This window comes from Actinomadura rugatobispora (genome assembly GCF_042656285.1).
Taxonomy (GTDB): Bacteria; Actinomycetota; Actinomycetes; order Streptosporangiales; family Streptosporangiaceae; genus Spirillospora; species Spirillospora rugatobispora.
The window spans coordinates 1-22,456 of sequence record NZ_JBHSON010000140.1 but is presented as its reverse complement, the minus strand read 5'-3'; the positions used below and the strand labels follow the sequence as shown (position 1 = coordinate 22,456).

Here is a 22,456-nt window from a genome sequence, read left to right as displayed (position 1 = left end):
CACCGCGGCCGCCGCCACGACGGTCGCCGCCGCGGCGCTCACGGCCGCCGCCACCGCGGGCGACGCGCCGCTGCTCGGCCTGCTGCTCGCGCTCGGCGCGGGTCGCCGCGGCCTCGCCCTTGTAGATCCACACCTTGACGCCGATGCGGCCGAAGGTCGTCCGGGCCTCGTAGAAGCCGTAGTCGATGTCGGCGCGCAGCGTGTGCAGCGGGACCTGGCCCTCGCGGTAGAACTCCGAACGGGACATCTCCGCCCCGCCCAGGCGCCCGCCGCACTGGACCTTGATGCCCTTGGCACCGGACTTCATCGCCGACTGGATCGCCTTGCGCATCGCGCGGCGGAACGCCACCCGGCTGGACAGCTGCTCGGCCACGCCCTGCGCGACGAGCTGGGCGTCGATCTCGGGGTTCTTCACCTCGAGGATGTTCAGCCGCACCTGCTTGCCGGTCAGCTTCTCCAGGTCGCCCCGGAGCCGCTCGGCCTCCGCGCCGCGGCGGCCGATGACGATGCCCGGCCGGGCGGTGTGGATGTTGACCTCGACACGGTCACGGGTCCGCTCGATCTCCACCTTGGAGATGCCCGCCCGGTCCATGCCCTTCTGCAGCATGCGCCGGATCTGGACGTCTTCCTTGACGTAGTCCTTGTAGAGCTTGTCGGCGAACCACACGCTCTTGTGGTCGGTGGTGATGCCGAGCCGGAACCCGTGCGGGTTGATCTTCTGACCCACTACCGGGCCCTCCTCTGCTTCTTGCCGCCACCGCCGGAGGTCGAGGCCTCGTCCCGCGATTCCACGATCACCGTGATGTGGCTGGTGCGCTTGTTGATCCGGTACGCCCGGCCCTGCGCGCGGGGGCGGAAGCGCTTCAGCGTCGGCCCCTCGTCCACGTACGCCTTGCTGACGACGAGCGTGTCGGTGTCGAGCTTGAAGTTGTGCTCGGCGTTGGCGATGGCACTCGCCAGCACCTTGCCCACAGGCTCGCTCGCAGCCTGGGGGGCGAACCGCAGCACCGCCTGAGCCTCCGCGGCGGGCAGGCCGCGGATGAGGTCCACCACGCGGCGGGCCTTCCTGGGCGTGACGCGGATGAACCGCGCCTGGGCCCTGGCTTCCATCGCTGTTCCCTCTCTCCTACGATCTACTGCCCGCGCTTAGCCACGACGGCTGCGGCGGTCTTCCTTGACGTGGCTGCGGAAGGTGCGGGTCGGCGCGAACTCACCGAGCTTGTGACCCACCATGGCGTCGGTGATGAACACCGGCACGTGCTTGCGGCCGTCGTGCACGGCGATCGTGTGACCGATCATCTCCGGCACGATCATGGAGCGCCGCGACCACGTCTTGATGACGTTCTTGGTGCCCTTCTCGTTCTGGCCGTCCACCTTCTTCATCAGGTGGTCGTCCACGAAGGGGCCCTTCTTGAGGCTACGTGGCATGACGAGCGACTCCTACCGCTTCTTCTTGCTGCGACGACGGACGATCAGCCGGTCGCTCGACTTGTTGGCCTGGCGAGTGCGGCCTTCCTTCTTGCCCTGGGGGTTCACCGGGTGCCGGCCACCAGAGGTCTTGCCCTCACCACCACCGTGCGGGTGGTCGATCGGGTTCATGGCCACACCGCGGACGGTCGGGCGCTTGCCCTTCCAGCGCATCCGGCCGGCCTTGCCCCAGTTGATGTTCGACTGCTCGGCGTTGCCCACCTCGCCGACCGTGGCGCGGCAGCGCACGTCCACCATGCGCATCTCGCCCGAGGGCATGCGCAGCGTGGCGTACTTGCCCTCCTTGGCCAGCAGCTGGACGCCCGCGCCCGCACTGCGGGCGATCTTGGCGCCGCCGCCGGGCCGCAGCTCGATGGCGTGCACGACCGTACCGGTCGGGATGTTGCGCAGCGGCAGGCAGTTGCCCGGCTTGATGTCCGAGCCCGGCCCGTTCTCGACCCGGTCGCCCTGCTTCAGACCGCGCGGGGCGAGGATGTAGCGCTTCTCGCCGTCCACGTAGTGCAGCAGCGCGATCCGCGCGGTGCGGTTGGGGTCGTACTCGATGTGCGCGACCTTGGCCGGGACGCCGTCCTTGTCGTGCCGGCGGAAGTCGATCAGCCGGTACGCGCGCTTGTGCCCGCCGCCCTGGTGCCGGGTGGTGATGCGGCCGTGGTTGTTGCGGCCGCCCTTCTTGGGGAGCGGTCGCAGCAGCGACTTCTCGGGCTCGCGGCGCGTGACCTCGACGAAGTCGGCCACGCTGGAGCCGCGACGACCCGGAGTCGTCGGCTTGTAGTTACGGATGCCCATCTTATTCGTTCATCCCTTGTCTGCTCCGGAGGCTCCGGCGGTTAGGCCGGACCGCCGAAGATGTCGATCCGCTCGCCCTCGGCCAGGCTGACGATGGCGCGCTTGGTGTCCTTGCGCTTGCCGTAGCCGAACCGGGTGCGCTTGCGCTTGCCCGGCCGGTTGAGGGTGTTCACGCTCGTCACCTTGACGTTGAACACCGCCTCGACGGCCTGCTTGATCTGCGTCTTGTTCGCGTCGGGGCGGACGAGGAAGGTGTACTTGTTCTCGTCCAGCAGCCCGTAGCTCTTCTCCGAGACGACCGGCGCGATGATGACGTCACGGGGGTCGGCGATCTTGGTCACTTCGCCGCCTCCTTCTTCTTGCTCGCACGCGCGATGAACTCGTCGTAGGCCGCCTGCGTGAAGACGACGTCGTCGTTGATCAGCACGTCGTAGGTGTTGAGCTGGTCGGAGACGATGACGTGCACGCTCGGCTCGTTGCGCAGGCTCTTCCAGGTCACCTCGTCCTCGCGGTCCAGGACCAGGAGGACGCGCTTGGCCTGGCTGACCTCGCGCAGCGCCGTCAGCGCCGTCTTCGTCTTCGGGGTGTCGCCCTCGATGAGGTTGTCGACGACGTGCACCCGGCCGTAGCGGGCGCGGTCGGACAGGGCGCCGCGCAGCGCGGCGGCCTTCATCTTCTTGGGCGTCTTCTGCGAGTAGTCGCGCGGCTGCGGGCCGTGCACGGTGCCACCGCCGGCGAACTGCGGCGCCCGGGTGGAGCCCTGGCGGGCCCGGCCGGTGCCCTTCTGCCGGTACGGCTTCTTGCCACCGCCGCGGACGTCGCCGCGGGTCTTGGTGGCGTGCGTGCCCTGCCTCGCCGCGGCCAGCTGCGCCACCACGACCTGGTGGATCAGCGGCACGCTCGTCTTGGCGTCGAAGATCTCGGCAGGCAGGTCGATGTCCAGCTTCGAGGTCACTTGCCCGCTCCCTTCACAGCGTCGCGGACCAGCACCACGCCGCCGTTCGGACCGGGAACCGCGCCCTTGATCAGCAGCAGGTTCTTCTCGGTGTCGATGGCGTGGACGGTCAGGTTCTGGACGGTGGTGCGGGCGTTGCCGTGCCGCCCCGCCATGCGCAGGCCCTTGAAGACGCGACCCGGGGTCGCGCAGCCGCCGATCGAACCCGGCGAACGGTGCTTGCGCTGGGTGCCGTGCGAGGCGCCGAGGCCCTTGAACCCGTGGCGCTTCATGACACCCGCGGTGCCCTTGCCCTTGCTCGTGCCGGTCACGTCGATCTTCTGGCCGGCCTCGAAGAGCTCAACGGTGATCTCCTGGCCGAGTTCGTACCCGGTGGTGTCGTCGGCCCGCAGTTCGACGAGGTAGCGGCGCGGCGTGACGCCGGCCTTCTCGAAGTGACCCGTGCGCGGCTTGTTCACCTTGCGCGGGTCGATCTGCCCGTACCCGAGCTGGACGGCGCTGTAGCCGTCCTTCTCCTGGGTGCGGAGCTGGGTGACAACACACGGCCCGGCCTGGACGACGGTCACCGGAACGATCCGGCCCTCATCGTCGAAGACCTGGGTCATGCCGAGCTTCTCGCCCAGGACGCCCTTCCTCTGCGTACTCATCTCTCGGTGCGTCCCTTAGAGCTAGAGCTTGATCTCGATGTCAACGCCGGCCGGAAGGTCGAGCCGCATCAGCGAGTCGACCGTCTTGGGCGTGGGATCGATGATGTCGATCAGCCGCTTGTGCGTGCGCATCTCGAAGTGCTCGCGCGAGTCCTTGTACTTGTGCGGCGAGCGGATGACGCAGTACACGTTCTTCTCGGTCGGCAGCGGCACCGGGCCCGCGACCTTGGCGCCCGTCCGCGTCACCGTCTCAACGATCTTCTTCGCGGAGGTGTCGATGACCTCGTGGTCGTAGGCCTTGAGCCGGATGCGGATCTTCTGTCCCGCCATGGTGGCCTCGGTGTCCTTTGCTGGTAGTGCCGCTGGGTTTCTGCTGTCGTGACGCGGCGGCCCGGCCGGCCGAGCGGCCGGGCCGGAGCGTCGACGAGGGTGTTACTTGAGGATCTTGGTGACGCGACCCGCGCCCACGGTCCGGCCGCCCTCGCGGATGGCGAACTTCAGGCCCTCCTCCATGGCGATGGGCTGGATCAGCTCAACGCGCATCTCGGTGTTGTCGCCCGGCATGACCATCTCGGTGCCCTCGGGGAGGTTCACCACACCGGTCACGTCGGTGGTCCGGAAGTAGAACTGCGGACGGTAGTTGTTGAAGAACGGCGTGTGCCGGCCGCCCTCGTCCTTGGACAGGATGTAGACCTGCGCCTCGAACTCGGTGTGCGGGGTGTTGGTGCCCGGCTTGATGACGCACTGGCCGCGCTCGACGTCCTCGCGCTTGATGCCGCGCAGCAGCAGGCCGACGTTGTCACCGGCCTGGCCCTGGTCGAGCAGCTTGCGGAACATCTCGACGCCGGTGACCGTGGTCGAGGTCGACTCGGTCTTGATGCCGATGATGTCGACGGTCTCGTTGACGTTGACCACGCCGCGCTCGATCCGGCCGGTCACCACGGTGCCGCGGCCGGTGATCGAGAAGACGTCCTCGATCGGCATCAGGAACGGCTTCTCGGTGTCGCGGACCGGCTCGGGGACGTTCTCGTCGACGGCGTCCATGAGCTCGACGATCGACTGGCCCCACTTCTCGTCGCCCTGCAGCGCCTGGAAGGCGGAGACGCGCACGACCGGGACGTCGTCGCCCGGGAACTCGTACTCCGAGAGCAGCTCGCGGACCTCGAGCTCGACGAGCTCCAGGATCTCCTCGTCGTCGACCATGTCGCACTTGTTCAGCGCGACGACGATGTAGGGCACGCCGACCTGGCGGGCGAGCAGCACGTGCTCCTTGGTCTGCGGCATCGGGCCGTCGGTGGCGGCGACCACGAGGATCGCGCCGTCCATCTGCGCGGCACCGGTGATCATGTTCTTGATGTAGTCGGCGTGACCGGGGCAGTCCACGTGCGCGTAGTGCCGGGCCTCGGTCTGGTACTCCACGTGCGCGATCGAGATCGTGATACCGCGCTCGCGCTCCTCCGGCGCCTTGTCGATGTCCTCGAACGGCGTGAAGGGGTTGAGGTCGGGGTACTTGTCGTGGAGCACCTTGGTGATCGCCGCGGTAAGCGTGGTCTTACCGTGGTCGATGTGACCGATGGTGCCGATGTTCACGTGCGGCTTGGTCCGCTCGAACTTGGCCTTCGCCACTGGTTGCTCCTTGTTGCGATTCCTCGGCCGGCATCCCGACCGCTTCGTATGTTGGCTGGTGATCTGGGGCAGGCCCGGAGACTCGCCTACTCGCCCCGAGCCTTGGCGATGATCTCCTGCGCGACGTTCCCGGGAACCTCGGCGTAGGAGTCGAACTGCATGGTGAAAACAGCCCGGCCCTGGGTCTTGCTGCGCAGATCACCCACGTAGCCGAACATCTCCGAGAGGGGCACGAGGGCCTTCACGACCCGCATCCCCGAGCGCTCGTCCATCGACTGGACCTGACCGCGCCGGCTGTTGAGGTCGCCGATGACATCGCCCATGTTCTCCTCGGGCGTGGTGACCTCGACCGCCATCATGGGCTCCAGCAGCGTGGGGGACGCCTTGCGGGCGGCCTCCTTGAACGCCATGGAACCGGCGACCTTGAACGCCATCTCCGAGGAGTCCACGTCGTGGTAGGCGCCGTCCTGCAGGGTGACCTTGACGCCCACCATCGGGTACCCGGCCAGCACGCCGAACTCGGCGGCCTCCTGGCACCCGGCGTCCACCGACGGGATGTACTCCCGCGGGATGCGGCCACCGGTGACCTTGTTCTCGAACTCGTACCCGTCGTTGCCCTCGCCGAGCGGCTCCAGGTCGATGATCACGCGGCCGAACTGGCCGGAGCCACCCGTCTGCTTCTTGTGGGTGTACTCGACCTTCTCGACCTTGCGGGTCACGGTCTCGCGGTAGGCGACCTGCGGCTTGCCCACGTTGGCGTCGACCTTGAACTCGCGCTTCATCCGGTCGACGAGGATCTCCAGGTGCAGCTCGCCCATGCCGGAGATGACCGTCTGACCGGTCTCCTCCTCGGTGCGGACCTGGAAGGACGGGTCCTCCTCGGCCAGCCGCTGGATCGCGGTGCCCAGCTTCTGCTGGTCGGCCTTGGTCTTCGGCTCGATCGCGACGTGGATGACCGGCGCCGGGAAGTTCATCGACTCCAGGACGATCGGGTCCTTGTCGTCGCTCAGCGTCTCACCGGTGGTGGTCTGCTTGAGCCCCATCACCGCGACGATGTCGCCGGCGCCCGCGCGCTCGATCTCGGTGCGCTTGTTGGCGTGCATCCGGTAGATCTTGCCGATCCGCTCCTTGCGCTCCTTGACGGAGTTCATCACGGTGGCGCCGGACTCCATCACGCCCGAGTAGACGCGGACGAAGGTCAGCTTGCCGAGGTGCGGGTCGCTCATGATCTTGAACGCCAGCGCGGAGAAGGGCTCCTCCTCGCTCGGCTTGCGGGTCAGCACCTTCTCCTCGTCGCGGACGGCGTGGCCCTCGATGGCCTCGACGTCCAGCGGGGAGGGCAGGTAGCGGACGATCGCGTCCAGCAGCGGCTGCACGCCCTTGTTCTTGAAGGCGGTGCCGCAGGTGACCGGGGTCAGCTTGGCGGCGATCGTCGCGCGGCGGATGCCCGCGTAGAGCTGCTCCACGGTGGGCTCCTCGCCCTCCAGGTACAACTCCATGACCTCGTCGTCGTTCTCGGCGAGGGTCTCCACCAGCTTGTCGTGCCACTCGCGGGCGGCGTCGACGTGGGTGTCGGGGATCTCGAGCGTGTCGTACATCTCGCCGAGCTTGGCCTCTTCGTTCCAGACCAGGGCCTTCATCGTCACCAGGTCGATGACGCCCTTGAAGTCGGCCTCGGCGCCGATCGGCAGCTGCAGCACCAGCGGTGTGGCGTTGAGACGGTTCTCGATCATGTCGACGCAGCGGTGGAACTCCGCGCCGACCCGGTCGAGCTTGTTGACGAAGCACATGCGCGGCACGCTGTACCGGTCGGCCTGGCGCCACACGGTCTCGGACTGCGGTTCCACACCGGCCACGCCGTCGAACACCGCGACCGCGCCGTCGAGCACCCGCAGGTTGCGCTCCACCTCGACGGTGAAGTCCACGTGCCCGGGGGTGTCGATGATGTTGATCGTGTGCTTGACGTCCTCGACCGGCCATTCGCAGGTGGTGGCCGCGGAGGTGATGGTGATTCCCCGCTCCTGCTCCTGCTCCATCCAGTCCATGGTCGCGGCGCCGTCGTGGACCTCGCCGATCTTGTAGCTGATACCCGTGTAGTACAGGATCCGCTCGGTCGTCGTGGTCTTGCCCGCGTCGATATGGGCCATGATCCCGATGTTGCGGACCTTGGCCAGGTCTACACCGGTTTTGGTAGCCACTGTGTCCTCGCGTCGTCTCGTGTTGGGTCCTGGTCCGCCGGGGTTACCAGCGGTAGTGGGCGAAGGCCTTGTTGGACTCCGCCATCTTGTGGGTGTCCTCGCGCTTCTTCACCGAGGCGCCGAGGCCGTTGCTGGCGTCGAGCAGCTCGTTCATCAGCCGCTCGGTCATGGTCTTCTCGCGACGCTGCCGGGCGTACACCACCAGCCACCGCAACGCGAGGGTGGTGCTGCGGGCGGGCCGCACCTCCACCGGGACCTGGTAGGTCGCGCCACCGACGCGGCGGCTGCGCACCTCCAGGGTGGGCTTGACGTTGTCGAGCGCGCGCTTGAGCGTGACGACCGGGTCGTTGCCGGTCTTCTCGCGGGCGCCCTCCAGGGCGTCGTACACGATGTTCTGCGCGATGGACCGCTTGCCGTCCAGGAGAATCTTGTTCACCAGCGCGGTCACCAGCGGCGAGTTGTAGACCGGGTCAGCGATCAGCTGTCGCTTGCCCGCGGGGCCCTTGCGCGGCATGTCAGCTCTTCTCCTTCTTCGCGCCGTAGTGGCTGCGCCCTTGCTTGCGGTTACGGACGCCCTGGGTGTCCAGCGTGCCGCGAATGATCTTGTACCGGACGCCCGGGAGGTCCTTCACACGGCCGCCGCGCACGAGCACGATCGAGTGCTCCTGCAGGTTGTGACCGACGCCCGGGATGTAGGCCGTGACCTCGATCCCGCTGGACAGCCGGACACGAGCGACCTTGCGCAGCGCGGAGTTGGGCTTCTTGGGCGTCGTCGTGTAGACGCGCGTGCAGACACCCCGGCGCTGGGGGCTGCCCTTCAGCGCAGGCGTCTTGTTCTTGGTCACCTTGTCCTGGCGGCCCTTCCGGACCAGCTGCTGGATCGTGGGCACCGCGTCTCCGTCTTCCCTCGTACCGAGCCGGTAAGTCTTGTTACTGCCTGGACCACACCCGTGTGGGGCCCATATCACCACCACTCGTGTGGCTGTGACCTGCCGGTTTCCCGACTCTCTCCGACCCACGCGGTCGGGCGTGTCGCGCTCTTCCGAGACCAGACCCGCACACCACCGCCCGGCCCCCAGGGGCCGAATCAAGCCGGGGAGTTTGGCGCGGCGCGGCGGACGCCACCTGAAGTGGCCCGATCCGCGCGCACGCAGAGCGGCCCGCATACTGCGGGCACGAAGGAAGAGATTACCCAGACGCGCGCCAAAGTGCAAAGCGAGCGGCGCACTACCGTGCCCGCCCCTTCCAGCGCAAGCCCGCGACGCCCCGAGGCGCCGCTTTTCCGTCTCCAGAACGGACGAATGCCGACGAGTGTTCCCGCCGCGAGAGGCGGAAGACCCGTCGGCATTGTCACCCGGCGACCCCGGGTTGGGGAAGATCTGGCCGAGTTTTTGACCTTCCCTAGCGGAGGAAGGCGAAATAGACGACGGCGAGGATGACCAGCACGGCCACCACGCCGCCGACGATCAGGAGCAGGTTCTTGCTGCCGCCGCCGCCCTTGCCGGAGCCGCCCTCGGCGCCGCCGTAGGTGGTGGGCTGGCCGTACTGCTGGCCGTACTGTCCCTGCTGCTGCGGCTGCTGCTGGCCGTACTGCCCCTGCTGCTGGGGCTGCTGGCCGTACTGGGCCTGCTGGCCCTGCTGCTGCTCGCCCGGCTGGCCGTACTGCTGCTGGCCGTACCCCTGCTGGCCCTGCTGCTGCCCGGGCTGGCCGTAGCCCTGCTGACCGTAGGGCTGCTGGCCGTAGCCCTGCTGCTGCCCCGGCTGGCTCTGCTGGCCCTGCTGGCCGTAACCCTGCTGGGCCTGCTGGCCGTGCTGTCCCCACCCCTGCTGGCCGATGTCCATGCGGGTCTGGTCGGCGTTGGCCGGGGCGTCGCCGCCCAGCGGCCCCTGGCCCTGGGACGAGGGGTCGAACGCCTGCGTCGACTGCGCGTCCTCACCCTGGCCGCCGGCCTGCGCCGGGGCGCCGAACGCCGGGGGCTCCTGGCCGAAGGCGGGGGGCTCCTGGCCGGACGGGGCGGCGCCGAAGCCCGAGTCGGGCGGCGGCACCATCAGCGTGCGGTCGTGGTCGCCCGGCCCCTGCTGCGCGCCGCCCTGGCCCTGGGGCTCGCCCTGCCACGGCTCGGGCGTGGACGGCGGCGTCGGCGCCTGCCACGGCTCGGGCGGCGCCTCGGACGGCTGCTTGCGCTCGGGGCCCGTCGCGACCGGGATGTCGGTGCCCGGCGACCAGTGCAGCGTCGCCTGGTCGTCGATGGGCGGCCGGGCCGGGGGCTGCTGCTGGTCGGCCGCCGGGGCGCCGGTGCCCGGACCCGGGACGATCAGCGTGCGGTCGGTGGCCGCCTCGGACTCGGCCGACTGCTGCGGCAGCTGGCCGGCCTGCGGGCCCGACTCGGGAGCGCCCTGCGGCTGGCCCGCACCCGGGAAGGGCGGCTGGCCGTAGCCGGGGGCCTGCGGCTGGTCGAAGGTCGTCGGCTGGTCGAAGGTCGGGGTCACCGGAGGAGCGCCGAAGCCCTGCTGCGGCTCCTGAGGCACGCCCTGCGGGGCCTGGGGAGGCTGGGGGGCCTGACCGTACGGCTGCTGCTCGTACGGCTGCTGCTGCTGCTCATACGGCTGCTGGCCGTAGGGCTGCTGCTCGTAGGGCTGCTGAGGCTGCCCGTACCCGCCGGGAGCGGGGGCGGGAGGCTGTCCGTACTGCTGCGGCTCCTGCGGAGCCCCGAAGGGCGGCTGGGGCGGCTGCGGCGGCCCCTCCGGCTCGGGCCGCGGCACCTGGATCGGCTCGATCATCGTGGGCGGAGGGGGAGGCGGCGTGGACCGCTCCTCGCGCGGCGGTGCCTGCGGGGGATGCGGCGGCTGCGCGGCGGGCGCGGGCGGCGCGGGCGGCTGCTGGCCCCCCAGCTGGGGCGCCCCGAAGATCACCGTGCGGTCTCCGAGCGGCCGCGCGGGCGGCTCGTTCTGTTCCGGCTGCGGCTTCTGCTCGCCGGCCGGGGTGTCCTTGTCGTCAGGCAACGGCCACTGCGGACCCTGCGTGCCGTCTTGATCGGTCATCGTCGGGCTCCTTCAGCGCCGTTGTCCTGGGCGTTTCCCTCTCCCAGGCCCGTGCCCGTCCACCCGGAGACGCGTGGCGCATAACGCGGCCTCCAGTACCTGTGCCGTTCCCTGGTGTGGTGGCCTCACCACGCTGGGGACTTTCGTCCCCAAGCCTGCCCCGATCGCCGGTGGTATCGCAAATCATCGGCACGGAAAACCCGCCGGACACGCGGGCGTTCTCCGGTCCGGCCGCGGGTTCCCGGATCTTTGAACGTTCACCTGGTGGCCGTACCCCGTCTTTAAGATCACCAAGTTCTGAAACCTCCTGATTTCTACGGTTTGTCGCCATGCACGGAGATCAGGCGGACCGGACGAGAGCCCTCCCGGCGACGACCGTACGCGGCGCGCGGGACGCCGCGCACGCGCCCCACCGGCGTACACGGTGGCGGGCGCCGGTGACCTGCCTCATATCGGCGGGCCTGCTGGCCCTGGCCCCGCTCCCCGCCGCGCCGCACGCGGCCGCGGCCCCAGCGGCCCCGGCGGCCCCGGCGGTGCGGGCGGCCCACCCGTTCGGCGACCCGCAGACGCTCCAGATCAGCCGCGAGGGCGCCACGGTACGGGCGCGCTGGCGCGCCGCCGCCGACGATCTGACCGCCCTGGCGCTGGCGCTCCGCGTCCTGGGCGGCAAGCGCACCTACGTCTACAAGGACGGCGCGCTGGTGCCGGAGGAGTCGGACGAGTCCGACGCGGTCACCCTCGCGGGGTCGCCCAGGCTCAAGGAGTACCTGCTCCGCAACATCCGGGTGGGCGTCAGGGGCACGGACTGTCCCGGAAAGGTGACCTCGACCGGGAACCTCGCGACCGACGGCGCGCTGCTGGAGTTCGCCTGCCCGGCGCCGGTCGCCTCGGCCGACATCACCGTGACCATGCTCACCGACCTGCACGCGTCGTACCGGACGCTGGCGAGCACGGCGCAGGGCGAGCGGCACACCTACACCAGGAGCGCGGCGACGCGCTCGTGGTCTTTGGATCGTTCCGCGGCGGGCGCGTCCGGGCCCGGCACGGCCGCGTGGCTCGCCGTGGCGGCGGCCGTGGCCGCCGCGGCGGCGGGAGCGGTGGTGCTCCGCACCCGGCGGGTGCGCGCCCGGCGGGGCCGCTCCGGTGGACGGCGCGCGGCCTCGTGATCATCGATCTGCCCGACTTCGGGGCGGCGTTCCACGAGCGGCTGCTCGCGTTCGTCGACTCCCCCGGCTTCGCCCCGGCCGCGCTCGCGGTCGCGTTCGTCGCCGGCGCCGCGCACGCCGCCGGGCCCGGGCACGGCAAGAGCCTGGCCGCCGCCTACCTGATCGGCGCGCGCGGCCGCGTCCGGGACGCGGCGTACCTGGGCCTCAGCGTCGCGGTGATGCACACCGTCTCCGTGCTGGCCATCGCGGTGGCCTGGACCTTCCTGTCCCTCTCGGACCTGGTCCGGATGGAGGAGCTCACCGCCGGGCTGCAGCTGGCCGGCGGCGTCATGGTCGTCGTCCTCGGCGGGTGGCTGCTGCGGCGCCACCTCTCCGGCCGCGCCCACCGGCACGACCACGGACACGGACATGGCCACGGACACGGACATGGCCACGGGCACGGACACGGGCAGGAGGGGCCCGGGCGGCCCGGGCTGGTGCTGCTGGGCGTGTCCGGCGGGCTCACGCCGTCGCCCTCGGCGTTCCTGGTGCTGCTGTCCGGGCTGTTCAGCGGGCGCACCGGCTTCGCGCTCGCACTGGTCGTCATCTTCGGCTGCGGCATGGCCGTGGTGCTGTTCGCCACCGGCCTGGCCGCCCTCTACGGCAGGGCCCTGGTGCTCAGGGCCGGCCGGACCCGCTCCCACGCCGCCGTCCGCCTCGCGGCACGGCTGGCACCCCTTGTCGCCGCGACCGGCATCACGCTCGCCGGTTGCGCGATCACCGCTACCGCGGTGATGAATCTCGCCGGAATACAGGAAGGTCTGAGATGAGACATCGTCACAGGACGTGGCGAAGACTCCGGGCGCCGATCGCGGTCACGGCCGCGCTCGCCGTCGCGCTGGGCGGGGCGGGGGCCGCCATGGCCACGGGCGCCGTCGAGAACGGCATCTGGCTGTCGGTCGAGGACGGGGACATCCTCACCGGGAAGGTCGTGCTGGCGGCGACCGACCGGCAGGACCGCGAGCCGGTGTCCCTCACCGTCGACGGGCAGGACAAGGAGGTCGCGACCACCGCCCCGAAGATCGCCGTCAGCTTCGCCGCCGACGGCTTCGAGGCCGGGTCGGGTTTCAAGAACAGCATCTGGGTCAACGGCGTCAAGGTGGCCGAGCCGGCGGTGAACGCCGGCGGCTACAGCCGGGTGACGGCGCGCGTCCCTGCGACGGCGTTCAAGGCCGGTGCCAACACCGTCCGCGTGCTGACCGGCAGCACCACCATGAACAACGACCCGGTCAACAACAACGACGACTTCTCGGTCCGTGACATGCGGCTCGGTTTCGACGACGGGACCGGCGCGGCCGACCCGGCGGTGACGCCGGGCACGGTCTTCAGGATCGGGGACAGCGCCGGGATGACCCGGTACCAGGACTGGACGATCGCGATGCCGGACGAGCAGCTGCTCGCCCAGCAGACCCACACCTGGGACACCGCGGCGCTCAAGGCCGGCACCTACGAGGTGGTCGCCAAGGCAAAGGACGGCTCCCGGGTGGCGCGCGCCGAGGTCCACGTGGACCACAGCGCGCCGGTGACGATGAGCCTGGCCGACGGCGACGTGGTCGCCGGCGGGCGGGAGATCGTCGCGGGCAGCGACGGGCCGGTGTCGATCAGCGTGGGCGACGCGAAGCTGCCGGTCGAGTCGCGCGACGCGCCCGACCCCGAGTTCGTCTTCCAGGCCCACGACTACCAGACCGGCGGCTTCCGCAACAGCATCTGGCTGAACGGGGAGCTGCTGGCCGAGCCCAAGCTGGGCACGGTGACGAACTTCGCCGAGGCCAGGGTGACCGTCCCGTGGGCGAAGCTGCGGGAGGGCCAGAACACCGTCTGGGTCCGCACGGGCAGCGCGCAGGCGCCGGTCGACGAGGGCGGCGCCAACAACAACGACGACTTCCAGATCCGCGACGCGCGGCTGGAGTTCGGGGCCGGGCAGGTCCTGCGCGACCCGTCGGTGCCCCCGGACGAGGTCCTGCGCATCGGGGACAACATCACGCCCAAGGCGTACTACAAGGCGTTCACGCTGAACGTCCCGGCGTCCTACCGCACCGAGTACGTGGCGCACTGGGACTCCAGCGGGGTCGCCGACGGCACGCACAAGGTCGTCGCCTCGAAGGAGGGCAGCAGGCGCACCGCCACGGCGTCGGTGGTCGTGGACAACACCGGCCCCGAGGTGACGGTCAAGAGCCCCGAGGCGGGCAAGCGGTACAAGGAGGCGCCGTTCGTCGTCGACGTCGCCGCCGGCGACCCGCACGCCGTCGAGTCGGTCGAGATCACCCTGGACGGCAGGACCGTCGCCAACGGCACCCGGTTCACCGCCGACGAGCTGAAGGACGGCGCGCACACGCTGGTCGCCAAGGCGGTCGACAAGCTCGGCAACACCACCGAGAAGACCGTGAAGTTCGAGACGATCGGCAACTACCCGCTGACGCCGTCGGACCCGGACCCGGCCGACGGGGCCACCGACCGCTCGCCCAGCGACACCACGCTGGGCGTGAAGGTGGCCGACCCCGCCGGCGACCCGGTCGACGTGGCCGTGAAGTGGGCGTACAAGGGCGACTTCGCCGAGGGGACCGGCACCGCGACGCAGGGGTCGTCGACGGCCGCCGTCCCGGGCCGCGCCGCCGGCGACGCGCTGGACGGCACCGCGGTCGAGGCGCTGAAGGCCAAGGACGGCAAGGTGACCACGTCCAAGGGCACCGGCGCCTACCCGTTCCAGCAGTTCGAGATGGAGGTGCCCCCCGGGCTGGCGGCGCAGCGCTACACCGTGTCCTGGAACGGGAAGGTCCCGGCCGGGCAACGGGCCGCGCTGTCGGTGTGGAACTACGGCACGCAGAAGTGGCAGCTCCTCGCCGAGGGGCAGGGCGGCGCCGACCTCGCGCTCAGCGGCCAGGCCGACATCGGGCAGACCGTCCGGGACGGCAGGGCCCGCGTGATGGTGCAGGACGTCGCCGCGTCGGTGATCTCGGAGAAGGACGCCGTGTTCGCCTGGATGACCGACACCCAGCACTACTCCGAGCGGGAGCCCGAGACCTACCAGAAGATGGTGGACTGGGCGATCACCAACCGGCATGCGCGCAACATCGGCTACGGCGTGCACACCGGTGACATCGTGGAGCACGCCGGGGTCAGCCAGGAGTGGGCGAACGCGTCCAGGATCATGAAGACCTGGGACGACGCGGGCCTGCCGTACGGCATCGTCCCCGGCAACCACGACATCGGCAACGGCCACTACGAGGTCTACCGGACGCACTTCGGCGAGCAGCGCTACAAGGGCAGGCCGTGGTACGGCGGCACGGTGGACGACAACGTCCAGCACTACGACATCGTCTCCACCCCGGGCGCGGACTACCTGGTCATGTACCTGGACTGGAGCCTGGGGGCCGAGGAGATCGCCTGGGCCAACAAGGTGATCAAGGCGCATCCCGAGCACAACGTGGTGATCGCGACCCACCAGTACATCACCGTCGGCGGCGCCTACTACGGGCCCGGACAGCAGATCTTCGACGAGATCGTGCTGCCCAACAAGAACGTCGACCTGGTGCTGTCGGGTCACGTCCACGGCGTCGCGCTGAACGTCAAGCGCGACGGCGACCGCACGATCGTCGAGGTGCTCGCCGACTACCAGGAGGTCCCGACCTCCGGCGGCGGCTGGATGCGCACCGTCGGGTTCGACACCAAGGCGCAGACGATCAGCAACGAGACGTTCTCGGTGCTGAGCGACGGCGACCACTACTGGGACCGCGACCTGGAGAACTTCACGGTCAAGTCCGAGATCAAGGCGCCTGCCCGGGAGGTCAGCACCGACTACGTCGGCGTCACCGCGCTGACGTCCTCGACGGTGGGCTCCGCGGCGGACATGGCCTCCGGGACCCGGGTGAAGGTCCCGGCGGGCGAGCTGAAGCCGGACACGCGCTACAGCTGGTACGCCGAGGCCACCGACGCCGACGGGTACCGCGCCACGTCCCCGGTGTGGTCGTTCACCACGGGCAAGGCCCGGACGAAGACCACGCCGGCGGCCAAGAACGAGAACACCGAGTTCGGTGAGGAAGGGAGGCTCGGCGCGAGCGGGCTGCCGCGCGACGCGACCGGGACCGTGGAGTTCAAGGCGGGCGACAGGGTGCTGTGCGCGGCGGAGGTCTCCGGCGGCAGGGCCGAATGCGCGTCACCGCCGGACCTGCCCGCGGGGACGTACCCGGTGACCGCGCACTACGGCGGGGACTCGGTGTACGCGGGCTCGTCGGCGAACCTCACCCTGACCGTGGGCAAGGGCGACGCCGATCTGCGCGGCGACGCCGTCGTGAACGGCTCGGCCATCACGCTCAAGGCCGGGGTGGACAAGCTCGCGGGCGGCCAGGTCATCTTCAGCCTGAACGGCTCGGAGCTGTGCACCGCGACCGTCAAGGACGGCGCCGCGTCCTGCTCGCCCGCGCAGAACCCGGGTGAGGGCAGGCACAAGGTGACCGTCCAGTACGGCGGTGACGCCAACTTCAGGCCGGACACCGACACCGTGACCCTCAGGGTGCGCTGACCGTAGATCGATCCGTATCGAGTCCAATGCGGGCCGCCTCCCCACACGGGAGGCGGCCCGTCTCACTCACGAGTGGCCGAGGATCGGGTGCGGCCGGTAGGGGGCCTCCAGCCGCGCCACCTCCTCCTCGCTCAGCTTCAGCCCTACCGCGGCGGCCGCGTCCTCCACATGCCCGAGCTTGGTCGCCCCGATGATGGGCGCCGTGACCCCGGGACGTCCCAGCAGCCAGGCCAGGGCCACCTGCGCCATGGGCACGCCGCGCTCGCCGGCGATCTCCTGGACGGCGTCGACCACGGCGAAGTCGTCCTCCTGGTAGAGCTGGTCGGCCATCTTGTCGCTGTTGGCCCGTACGGTACGGCGCTCGCCGCCGCGCCCCCGGGAACCCGCCAGCAGCCCGCGCGCCAGCGGGCTCCACGGGATGACGCCCACGCCCTGGTCCAGGCAGAGCGGGATCATCTCCCGCTCCTCCTCCCGGTAGGCCAGGCTGTAGTGGTTCTGCATCGCGACGAACCTGGCCCAGCCGTTGGCCTCGGCGATGTGCTGCGCCTTGGCGAACTGCCAGGCGAACATGCTGGAGGCCCCGATGTAGCGCGCCTTGCCCGCGCGCACGATGTCGTTGAGCGCCTCCATCGTCTCCTCGATGGGCGTCTCGTAGTCCCAGCGGTGGATCTGGTAGAGATCCACGTAATCGGTGCCGAGCCGCCGGAGCGAGTCGTCCACGGCCGCCAGGACGTGCTTGCGGGACAGGCCGCGGTCGTTGGGCCCCTCCCCCATCGGGAAGTAGACCTTGGTGGCCAGGACGTAGTCGTCGCGGCGCCGGAAGAAGCGGGACAGCAGCCGTCCGGTGATCTCCTCCGACCGGCCGACCGAGTACATGTCGGCGGTGTCGAAGAAGGTGACGCCGGCGTCCACCGCGCTCCGGACGATCGGCTCGGCGTCGCCCTCCGCCAGGAACCACTCGCGGTCCTTCGGGTCCCCATAGCTCATCATCCCGAGGCAGACACGCGAGACCCGCATCCCCGTGCCGCCGAGCCTGATCTGCTCCATGTCCCTCCTCACGACGGACCCCGCCGGGCCCGTGAAGTCCATGATCTCCGACACCGCCGTCACCGCGCCCGGAGGACGGCGAAGGGGCCCGTCCCCGGCGGGACGGACCCCTTCACGCGTGCGCGGCCCCCTGCGTGCGCGAGAGGCCGCTCACTCGAAGGCGCGGCACTCGACGGCGGCTCGTCGTTCGGTCATCCCGTGCCCGACCGACCAGGTCACGCACGCCCACTGCTTCTGGTCGAGCCGCGGGTGGCCGCACTCGGTGACGCTCGAGTAGGTGCGGCAGTCCTGGCGCGCGTTCCCCCCGTGGGACGGCTGGGACGGCTGCGCGGAGGCCGCTCCCGCTCCGCCGAACCCGACGGCGGCGACGATCAGAACACCGGTCATGACCTTTTTCATATGATTCCTCCCCCGTCGTGCACATTAGCCAACGAGAGCGTTCGTCCCCGGCCCCACTGCGGCAAAACGCTGCAAAGCCTAAAGAAAGGGATGGAAAGCCCAGGTCACGGCCCCGGTCCCGCGCAGGAGGGCGGCCGCACGGGACTCCCCTGGTGCTTCCGCGATCAAGTGTCGGCCGCGCGTGGCATGCTGCGGCGACATGACCGATCGGAGGCCGCGGGAGGTGCTCGACCTTCCCGAGCCCCGCTGAGCGGGCCGCTGACGCAGGGCCGCGGGAAACGCGAGAGGCCCCTCCCGAGACTGGCTCGGAAGGGGCCTCTGTGCGCTTCACCCTCGCGGGTGCCGCCTGCTTACCGGTTGTACTGGCCGAAGTCGTACTCCTCCAGCGGCACGGCCTCGCCCGAGCCCTGGCCGAAGGCGTACTCGGCGCCGTCGTCGTACGAGCCGACGCTGTAGACGGCGGCCTTGGCCTCCTCGGTCGGCTCCACCCGGACGTTGCGGTACTGCGGCATGCCGGTACCCGCCGGGATGAGCTTACCGATGATGACGTTCTCCTTGAGGCCCAGCAGCGGGTCGCTCTTGGCGTGCATGGCCGCCTCGGTGAGGACCCGGGTGGTCTCCTGGAAGGACGCCGCCGACAGCCACGACTCGGTGGCCAGCGAGGCCTTGGTGATGCCCATCAGGACCGGGCGGCCCGCGGCGGGCACCCCGCCCTCGGCCACCACGTTGCGGTTGCGCTCCTCGAAGATCGGCCGCTCGATCAGGTCACCGGGCAGCAGGTCGGTGTCGCCCGACTCGAGGATGTTCACCCGCTTCAGCATCTGGCGGACGATGATCTCGATGTGCTTGTCGTGGATCGACACACCCTGCGACCGGTAGACCTCCTGGACCTCCTGGACCAGGTGGAGCTGCACGGCGCGGGGGCCGAGGATCCGCAGCACCTCGTGCGGGTTGATCGCACCCGCGATGAGCTGCTGGCCGACCACGACCCGCTCGCCCTCCTTGACCAGGAGGCGCGACCGCATCGGGACCTGGTAGGCGATCTCCTCCGAGCCGTCGTCCGGGACGATGACGACCTTGCGGGTCTTCTCCGTCTCGTCGATCTTGACCCGGCCGGCCACCTCGCTGATCGGGGCCACGCCCTTGGGGATACGGGCCTCGAACAGCTCCTGCACACGCGGCAGACCGTGCGTGATGTCACCGCCGGCCACACCGCCGGTGTGGAAGGTACGCATCGTCAGCTGGGTGCCGGGCTCACCGATGGACTGCGCCGCGATGATGCCGACGGCCTCACCGACGTCCACCCGCTTGCCGGTGGCCAGCGAGCGGCCGTAGCACGCCGCGCAGACGCCGATCTTGGCCTCGCAGACCAGGGCGCTGCGGGTGCGCACCTTGTCGACGCCCGCCTCGACCAGGCGGGACACCACCGTGTCGGACAGGTCGGTGTCGGCCGGGAAGATGACCGTCCCGTCGACCACGACCTCCTCGGCGATGGTCCGCCCGACCAGGCTGGTCTCCGAGGTCGCGGGCTTCACCAGCGTGCCGTCCGGCAGCCGGTCGGCGACCTCGAACGGGATGGTGCGGTCGGTGCCGCAGTCCTCCTCGCGGACGATGACGTCCTGCGCCACGTCCACCAGCCGCCGGGTCAGGTACCCGGAGTCGGCGGTCCGGAGCGCGGTGTCGGCCAGGCCCTTCCGGGCGCCGTGGGTCGAGATGAAGTACTCGACCACCGACAGGCCCTCGCGGAACGAGGACTTGATCGGCCGCGGGATGGTCTCGCCCTTGGGGTTGGAGACCAGACCGCGCATACCGGCGATCTGCCGCACCTGCAGCGGGTTGCCGCGCGCGCCGGAGTTGACCATCATCCAGACCGGGTTGGTCCGGGGGAAGGCCTTCTCCATGTCGACCGCGACCTCGGCCGTGGCCTTGTTCCAGATCTCGATGAGCTCCTGCTTGCGCTCGTCATCGGTGATCAGGCCGCGGTTGAACTCGCGCTGGACCTTGTCGGCCTGGCGCTCGTAGTCGCCGAGGATGGTGGCCTTGTTCGGCGGGACGACGACGTCCTCGATCGAGATGGTGACCCCGGACCGGGTGGCCCAGTGGAAACCGGTGCTCTTGAGGGCGTCCAGCGCGTTGGCGACCTCCACCTTGGGGTAGCTCTCGGCCAGCTCGTTCACGATCGCCGACAGCTGCTTCTTCCCGACCTCGTAGTTCACGAAGGGGAAGTCGGCGGGCAGCGTCTCGTTGAACAGCGCCCGGCCCAGGGTGGTCTCCAGCCGGTACGGCTGGCCGGGCTCGTAGCCCTCGGGGGCCGTCCAGTCGCGCGGCGGCGGGACGTCCTTCAGCCGGACCTGGACGGTGGCCTGCAGGTCGAGCTCGCCCCGGTCGTAGGCCATGACGGCCTCGGCGACCGAGCCGAACGCGCGGCCCTCGCCCTCGGCGCTCTCCTTGAGCGTGGTCAGCCAGTACAGCCCGATGACCATGTCCTGGGTGGGCATGGTGACCGGCTTGCCGTCCGACGGCTTGAGGATGTTGTTGGTGGACAGCATCAGGATCCGCGCCTCGGCCTGCGCCTCCGCCGACAGCGGCAGGTGCACCGCCATCTGGTCGCCGTCGAAGTCGGCGTTGAACGCGGTGCAGACCAGCGGGTGGATCTGGATGGCCTTGCCCTCGACCAGCTGCGGCTCGAACGCCTGGATGCCCAGCCGGTGCAGGGTCGGCGCGCGGTTCAGCAGCACGGGGTGCTCGGTGATGACCTCTTCGAGGACGTCCCACACCACCGGGCGGGCCCGCTCGACCATGCGCTTGGCGGACTTGATGTTCTGCGCGTGGTTGAGGTCGACCAGCCGCTTCATCACGAACGGCTTGAACAGCTCCAGCGCCATCTGCTTGGGCAGGCCGCACTGGTGCAGCTTCAGCTGCGGGCCGACCACGATGACCGAACGGCCGGAGTAGTCGACGCGCTTGCCCAGCAGGTTCTGCCGGAACCGGCCCTGCTTGCCCTTGAGCATGTCCGACAGCGACTTCAGCGGGCGGTTGCCCGGCCCGGTGACCGGGCGGCCGCGGCGGCCGTTGTCGAACAGCGCGTCGACGGCCTCCTGCAGCATCCGCTTCTCGTTGTTGACGATGATCTCGGGCGCGCCCAGGTCGAGCAGGCGCTTGAGCCGGTTGTTCCGGTTGATGACCCGGCGGTACAGGTCGTTCAGGTCGGAGGTCGCGAAGCGGCCACCGTCCAGCTGCACCATCGGACGCAGGTCCGGCGGGATCACCGGGATGCAGTCCAGCACCATGCCGAGCGGGCTGTTGCGGGTGTTGAGGAACGCCGAGACGACCTTGAGCCGCTTGAGGGCGCGGGCCTTCTTCTGGCCCTTGCCGGTGCGGATGATGTCGCGGAGCTTCTCGGCCTCGGCCTCGAGGTCGAAGTTCTGCAGGCGCGCCTGGATGGCGGCGGCGCCCATCCCGCCCTCGAAGTACTTGCCGAAGCGGTCGCGCATCTCGCGGTAGAGGAGCTCGTCGCCCTCAAGGTCCTGGACCTTGAGGTTCTTGAAGCGGCTCCAGACCTCGTCGAGCCGGTCCAGCTCGCGCTGGGCCCGGTCGCGGAGCTGCTTCATCTCGCGCTCGGCACCGTCGCGGATCTTGCGCTTCTGGTCGGCCTTGGCGCCGGCCTCCTCCAGCTCCGCCAGGTCGGCCTCCAGCTTCTGCTGGCGGCCCTCGACCGCGGCGTCGCGGGCCTGCTCGATCTGCTGGCGCTCCACCGAGATGTGCGCCTCCAGCGTGGGCAGGTCGCGGTCGCGCCGCTCCCCGTCCACGCTGGTGATCATGTACGCCGCGAAGTAGATGATCTTCTCGAGATCCTTCGGGGCCAGGTCCAGGAGGTAGCCGAGCCGCGACGGCACGCCCTTGAAGTACCAGATGTGGGTGACCGGGGCGGCCAGCTCGATGTGGCCCATCCGCTCACGCCGCACCTTGGCCCGGGTCACCTCGACGCCGCAGCGCTCACAGATGATGCCCTTGAAGCGGACGCGCTTGTACTTGCCGCAGTAGCACTCCCAGTCCCGGGTCGGACCGAAGATCTTCTCGCAGAAGAGCCCGTCCTTCTCCGGCTTGAGGGTCCGGTAGTTGATCGTCTCGGGCTTCTTCACCTCGCCGTGCGACCACTGGCGGATGTCGTCGGCGGTCGCCAGACCGATGCGAAGCTCGTCGAAGAAGTTGACGCGCCGGGACAGGTCGATGCCGAGCTCCTCCGCGGCGCGGAAGACGTCCTCGTCGGTGTCGCGCATCTCGATGGACATGCCGTCGCTGGAGAGCACCTCGACGTTGAGGCACAGCGACTGCATCTCCTTGATGAGCACCTTGAAGGACTCGGGAATGCCGGGCTCGGGGATGTTCTCGCCCTTGACGATGGCCTCGTAGACCTTCACGCGGCCGAGCACGTCGTCGGACTTGATGGTCAGCAGCTCCTGGAGCGCGTAGGCGGCGCCGTAGGCCTCCAGCGCCCAGACCTCCATCTCACCGAACCGCTGCCCGCCGAACTGGGCCTTACC

19 protein-coding genes are annotated in these 22,456 nt (G+C 69.9%); 3 read left to right on the top strand and 16 right to left on the bottom strand.

The window, feature by feature from the left end; genetic code table 11:
• From rpsC to ACFPZN_RS51955, 13 genes are all read right to left on the bottom strand, one after another.
• The coding region (gene rpsC / locus ACFPZN_RS52015) for a 30S ribosomal protein S3 (RefSeq protein WP_378292037.1) at positions 1 to 727 on the bottom strand (727 nt) is incomplete at its 3' end.
• Entirely contained in the window at positions 727 to 1,110 is a 384-nt protein-coding gene (gene rplV, locus ACFPZN_RS52010) for a 50S ribosomal protein L22 (protein WP_378292034.1), read from the bottom strand. The genes rplV and rpsC, both read right to left, overlap by 1 nt.
• Positions 1,111 to 1,146: 36 nt before the next feature.
• On the bottom strand, positions 1,147 to 1,428 hold the full coding sequence (rpsS, locus tag ACFPZN_RS52005; protein WP_197009427.1) for a 30S ribosomal protein S19: 282 nt from the start codon (positions 1,426 to 1,428) through the stop codon (positions 1,147 to 1,149).
• A 12-nt stretch (positions 1,429 to 1,440) separates the two neighbouring features.
• On the bottom strand, positions 1,441 to 2,274 hold the full coding sequence (rplB, locus tag ACFPZN_RS52000) for a 50S ribosomal protein L2 (protein ID WP_378292031.1): 834 nt from the start codon (positions 2,272 to 2,274) through the stop codon (positions 1,441 to 1,443).
• A gap of 41 nt (positions 2,275 to 2,315) precedes the next feature.
• A complete protein-coding gene (gene rplW, locus ACFPZN_RS51995) occupies positions 2,316 to 2,615 on the bottom strand; it encodes a 50S ribosomal protein L23 (protein WP_378292029.1) in 300 nt (99 codons plus the stop codon).
• Positions 2,612 to 3,229 (bottom strand): 50S ribosomal protein L4, encoded by a 618-nt coding sequence (gene rplD, locus ACFPZN_RS51990; RefSeq protein ID WP_378292027.1) that lies wholly within the window; start codon positions 3,227 to 3,229, stop codon positions 2,612 to 2,614. Before rplD ends, rplW begins: the two co-directional genes overlap by 4 nt.
• The gene (rplC, locus tag ACFPZN_RS51985; RefSeq protein WP_378292025.1) at positions 3,226 to 3,876 is read right to left on the bottom strand and encodes a 50S ribosomal protein L3; all 651 of its coding nucleotides are present in this window, start codon (positions 3,874 to 3,876) and stop codon (positions 3,226 to 3,228) included. The genes rplD and rplC overlap by 4 nt, the downstream gene beginning before the upstream one ends.
• Positions 3,877 to 3,897: 21 nt before the next feature.
• A complete protein-coding gene (rpsJ, locus tag ACFPZN_RS51980) occupies positions 3,898 to 4,206 on the bottom strand; it encodes a 30S ribosomal protein S10 (RefSeq protein WP_018657599.1) in 309 nt (102 codons plus the stop codon).
• Between the two features lie 102 nt (positions 4,207 to 4,308).
• Positions 4,309 to 5,502 (bottom strand): elongation factor Tu, encoded by a 1,194-nt coding sequence (gene tuf / locus ACFPZN_RS51975; RefSeq protein WP_378292023.1) that lies wholly within the window; start codon positions 5,500 to 5,502, stop codon positions 4,309 to 4,311.
• 86 nt (positions 5,503 to 5,588) lie between these two features.
• Positions 5,589 to 7,700, bottom strand: coding sequence for an elongation factor G (gene fusA, locus ACFPZN_RS51970; protein WP_378292021.1), 2,112 nt, complete (start codon positions 7,698 to 7,700; stop codon positions 5,589 to 5,591).
• A gap of 43 nt (positions 7,701 to 7,743) precedes the next feature.
• Complete coding sequence (gene rpsG, locus ACFPZN_RS51965) at positions 7,744 to 8,214, bottom strand: 30S ribosomal protein S7 (RefSeq protein ID WP_344596365.1); 471 nt, start codon at positions 8,212 to 8,214, stop codon at positions 7,744 to 7,746.
• Between the two features lies 1 nt (position 8,215).
• Positions 8,216 to 8,590, bottom strand: coding sequence for a 30S ribosomal protein S12 (gene rpsL / locus ACFPZN_RS51960; RefSeq protein WP_117398359.1), 375 nt, complete (start codon positions 8,588 to 8,590; stop codon positions 8,216 to 8,218).
• A 511-nt stretch (positions 8,591 to 9,101) separates the two neighbouring features.
• A complete protein-coding gene (locus ACFPZN_RS51955; protein WP_378292018.1) occupies positions 9,102 to 10,742 on the bottom strand; it encodes a hypothetical protein in 1,641 nt (546 codons plus the stop codon).
• Positions 10,743 to 11,071: 329 nt separating this feature from the next.
• Between ACFPZN_RS51955 and ACFPZN_RS51950 the strand changes: the two genes are divergently transcribed.
• The 3 genes from ACFPZN_RS51950 to ACFPZN_RS51940 are packed head-to-tail and all read left to right on the top strand — an operon-like array spanning position 11,072 to position 16,466.
• Complete coding sequence (locus tag ACFPZN_RS51950) at positions 11,072 to 11,908, top strand: hypothetical protein (RefSeq protein WP_378292016.1); 837 nt, start codon at positions 11,072 to 11,074, stop codon at positions 11,906 to 11,908.
• The gene (locus tag ACFPZN_RS51945; protein ID WP_378292014.1) at positions 11,905 to 12,717 is read left to right on the top strand and encodes a HoxN/HupN/NixA family nickel/cobalt transporter; all 813 of its coding nucleotides are present in this window, start codon (positions 11,905 to 11,907) and stop codon (positions 12,715 to 12,717) included. The genes ACFPZN_RS51950 and ACFPZN_RS51945 overlap by 4 nt, the downstream gene beginning before the upstream one ends.
• Positions 12,714 to 16,466: an Ig-like domain repeat protein gene (locus ACFPZN_RS51940; RefSeq protein WP_378292012.1), complete on the top strand. Its 3,753-nt coding sequence runs from the start codon at positions 12,714 to 12,716 to the stop codon at positions 16,464 to 16,466. The genes ACFPZN_RS51945 and ACFPZN_RS51940 overlap by 4 nt, the downstream gene beginning before the upstream one ends.
• A 66-nt stretch (positions 16,467 to 16,532) precedes the next feature.
• Here ACFPZN_RS51940 and ACFPZN_RS51935 read toward each other — a convergent pair whose 3' ends face one another.
• From ACFPZN_RS51935 to ACFPZN_RS51925, 3 genes are all read right to left on the bottom strand, one after another.
• Complete coding sequence (locus ACFPZN_RS51935; RefSeq protein WP_378292010.1) at positions 16,533 to 17,513, bottom strand: aldo/keto reductase; 981 nt, start codon at positions 17,511 to 17,513, stop codon at positions 16,533 to 16,535.
• Between the two features lie 150 nt (positions 17,514 to 17,663).
• The gene (locus tag ACFPZN_RS51930; RefSeq protein ID WP_378292008.1) at positions 17,664 to 17,900 is read right to left on the bottom strand and encodes a hypothetical protein; all 237 of its coding nucleotides are present in this window, start codon (positions 17,898 to 17,900) and stop codon (positions 17,664 to 17,666) included.
• 362 nt (positions 17,901 to 18,262) lie between these two features.
• Positions 18,263 to 22,456, bottom strand: a 4,194-nt coding sequence (locus ACFPZN_RS51925) for a DNA-directed RNA polymerase subunit beta' (protein ID WP_378292006.1), incomplete at its 5' end; no start/stop codon positions are given.

Coding starts and splice junctions, on each gene's coding strand:
- rplV (WP_378292034.1), bottom strand. CDS start 1,110: ATGGAAGCCAGGGCCCAGGCGCGGTTCATCCGCGTCACGCCCAGGAAG.
- rpsS (WP_197009427.1), bottom strand. CDS start 1,428: ATGCCACGTAGCCTCAAGAAGGGCCCCTTCGTGGACGACCACCTGATG.
- rplB (WP_378292031.1), bottom strand. CDS start 2,274: ATGGGCATCCGTAACTACAAGCCGACGACTCCGGGTCGTCGCGGCTCC.
- rplC (WP_378292025.1), bottom strand. CDS start 3,876: ATGAGTACGCAGAGGAAGGGCGTCCTGGGCGAGAAGCTCGGCATGACC.
- rpsJ (WP_018657599.1), bottom strand. CDS start 4,206: ATGGCGGGACAGAAGATCCGCATCCGGCTCAAGGCCTACGACCACGAG.
- rpsG (WP_344596365.1), bottom strand. CDS start 8,214: ATGCCGCGCAAGGGCCCCGCGGGCAAGCGACAGCTGATCGCTGACCCG.
- ACFPZN_RS51955 (WP_378292018.1), bottom strand. CDS start 10,742: ATGACCGATCAAGACGGCACGCAGGGTCCGCAGTGGCCGTTGCCTGAC.
- ACFPZN_RS51950 (WP_378292016.1), top strand. CDS start 11,072: ATGCACGGAGATCAGGCGGACCGGACGAGAGCCCTCCCGGCGACGACC.
- ACFPZN_RS51940 (WP_378292012.1), top strand. CDS start 12,714: ATGAGACATCGTCACAGGACGTGGCGAAGACTCCGGGCGCCGATCGCG.
- ACFPZN_RS51935 (WP_378292010.1), bottom strand. CDS start 17,513: ATGGAGCAGATCAGGCTCGGCGGCACGGGGATGCGGGTCTCGCGTGTC.
- ACFPZN_RS51930 (WP_378292008.1), bottom strand. CDS start 17,900: ATGACCGGTGTTCTGATCGTCGCCGCCGTCGGGTTCGGCGGAGCGGGA.